Origin of the sequence: Nitrosospira sp. Nsp13 (genome assembly GCF_900101945.1) — a bacterium.
Taxonomy (GTDB): Bacteria; Pseudomonadota; Gammaproteobacteria; order Burkholderiales; family Nitrosomonadaceae; genus Nitrosospira; species Nitrosospira multiformis_D.
This window is the reverse complement of sequence record NZ_FMVD01000036.1, coordinates 1-2,086: the sequence shown is the minus strand read 5'-3', so window position 1 is coordinate 2,086 and position 2,086 is coordinate 1. Positions and strand designations below refer to the sequence as shown.

At 54.7% G+C, this 2,086-nt stretch carries 3 protein-coding genes; all 3 read right to left on the bottom strand.

Annotation, left to right across the window (positions count from 1 at the left end):
• Positions 1–126 precede the first annotated feature (126 nt).
• Positions 127–780, bottom strand: coding sequence for an urease accessory protein UreG (ureG, locus tag BLO43_RS16150; protein WP_090908067.1), 654 nt, complete (start codon positions 778–780; stop codon positions 127–129).
• A gap of 38 nt (positions 781–818) precedes the next feature.
• Positions 819–1,496: an urease accessory protein UreF gene (locus BLO43_RS16145; RefSeq protein ID WP_090908063.1), complete on the bottom strand. Its 678-nt coding sequence runs from the start codon at positions 1,494–1,496 to the stop codon at positions 819–821.
• A 19-nt stretch (positions 1,497–1,515) separates the two neighbouring features.
• Positions 1,516–2,086 (bottom strand): urease accessory protein UreE (gene ureE / locus BLO43_RS16140; RefSeq protein WP_368086151.1); only part of this gene is annotated, 571 nt, incomplete at its 5' end.

Below are 2,086 nucleotides of genomic sequence, written 5' to 3'. Positions count from 1 at the left end.
TTTAATTCCCTCCTGTGTTTCTTTATGATAACGAGCTATTTTTAGTAATGTGGCTACCCAGAAAGTAGGTCATCCCGGTAATTCGACTGAAAACCCGATCTTCTCAAAACTCTTCGTCAGGAAAACCTAAACGCTTGCATGACTGAGAAAACGCTGTGACTTGATTTCGTCCAGCAATCCCTGCCTTACGATGAATTCGATAATCTGATCGACACCTTCGCCAGTATGCATATTAGTGAATACGAATGGCCGCTCACCGCGCATCCGCTTCGCATCCCGGGCCATGACCTCGAGGCTGGCTCCCACATGGGGCGCAAGATCGATCTTGTTGATGACCAGCAGCGCGGAACGCGTGATGCCGGGTCCGCCCTTGCGCGGGATCTTTTCGCCAGCGGCGACGTCAATGACATAGATAGTGAGATCGGAAAGCTCGGGACTGAAGGTCGAGGCAAGGTTGTCCCCGCCCGATTCGACCAGGATGAGATCAAGATCGGGGAAATCCGCGGTCATGCGCGCAATGGCCTCCAGATTGATCGACGCATCCTCCCTAATCGCCGTGTGCGGACAGCCGCCTGTTTCCACGCCCATCAGGCGTTCCGCCGGCAGTGCATCGGCACGCAGCAGGATCTCCATATCCTCCTTGGTATAAATATCATTGGTGATAACGGCCATCTCGTAGCGGTCGCGCATTTTTTTACTCAGCGCTTCACACAAGGCCGTTTTGCCTGAGCCCACCGGCCCGCCTATTCCGACTCGCAGGGGATTCGATGTATCTTTCATTTTATTTCCCATTAAATAATTGGATTTAACAATGCTGTTCAAGATCGATAGATACGGCTATATTGCACTTCATGCTGCATGGACAACAGCGACAGCCCCGGCGCCCAATTGGACAGTTCGTCGTCTTCAAGCGCCTGGGCGTGGCGGGCTGCCGCTTCGATTGCAGGATGCAGGGAAAGCAGCAATCTTTGACCAGAAACCTGCCCGAGTGGAATGGATTTCACGCATACCAGCATCTGGTTCTCGACCATTGAAAATAACAGGCCAAGCAATGCTGCTTCATGTGACAAGTCCAGCGCCACTGCCGCAAACGCAAACGCCGTCGGGAACGGAATCTCTGGCTGGCTCCCCATTATCTTAAGAAGAGCATCGTCCGCCACCTTCAACTCCGCAATCAATTTACTCAGCGAATATCCCATCTGGATGGTTTCCGCACGGAACTCGGCAGTATCACGGGCGGCGATGAAGCATTCAGTCCAATAAGTAATCGCCGCCCGGTCCCGTTCTTCAAACCCCTTCAACAGCCGCCATAACACAGGCGCTTCAAAATCTGCCACCACGCCAAGCGCCTCAGTGATCCAGGTGCGGGCCGAACTTTCGTCTTGGACCGCGCCTGCCTCGATAGCTGCTTCCAGGCCTTGCGAGTAGGTATACGCACCAACCGGGAGTGAGGGGCTTGCCAGCTGCAGTAATTTTAATAGGGGTGTTGCTTGCATCATAATCTCCGCTCTACTTCTACTGTTTATCCGACGGACGGTGAATTTTCTGGCGCACTGGAATGGGAGCCAACGGGCCATGCCCATGGGAATGGCCGTGACCATCGCCATCACCATGATGATGGTGGCCCCCGCCGCTGTACGCCCCCGCTTCTGGCTCGAATTGGGCACTTTCTTCCACTACCGTCGCACCCAAACCCTCCAGCATTCCCTTTAGCACGCTATCTTGGCAGATGCGCAGAAAACCGTCTCCCACTTGGGTCTGCGTATGACGGTTGCCCAGGTGAAACGCACAGCGCATCAAATCGTGCGGGGTTTGGCACGTAATCCGGTAAGTGGGCTCTTGTGCCGCGACAATTTGCACTACCCTGCCGTCATCGCCCCTGAGCAGATCATTGTTGCGCAACACGGTCCCGCGCGCGGTGAGGATGGCGACTTCCTCACCGGACGCAAGCGCGGTACGCAGGCGGCTGTTCTCGCGCAACTCGTAAGGAAGCACGAGCTGCGCGAAAATCGAATCCGCTTGCGCTATCTTGGTATTTAGCGTAAGCATTTCTGTTAGAACAGGAAGTAGCGTTGCGCCATCGGCA

What these genes read in the sequence shown, in the direction of transcription:
- ureG (WP_090908067.1), bottom strand. Translation starts at nt 780, where the DNA reads ATGAAAGATACATCGAATCCCCTGCGAGTCGGAATAGGCGGGCCGGTG.
- BLO43_RS16145 (WP_090908063.1), bottom strand. Translation starts at nt 1,496, where the DNA reads ATGCAAGCAACACCCCTATTAAAATTACTGCAGCTGGCAAGCCCCTCA.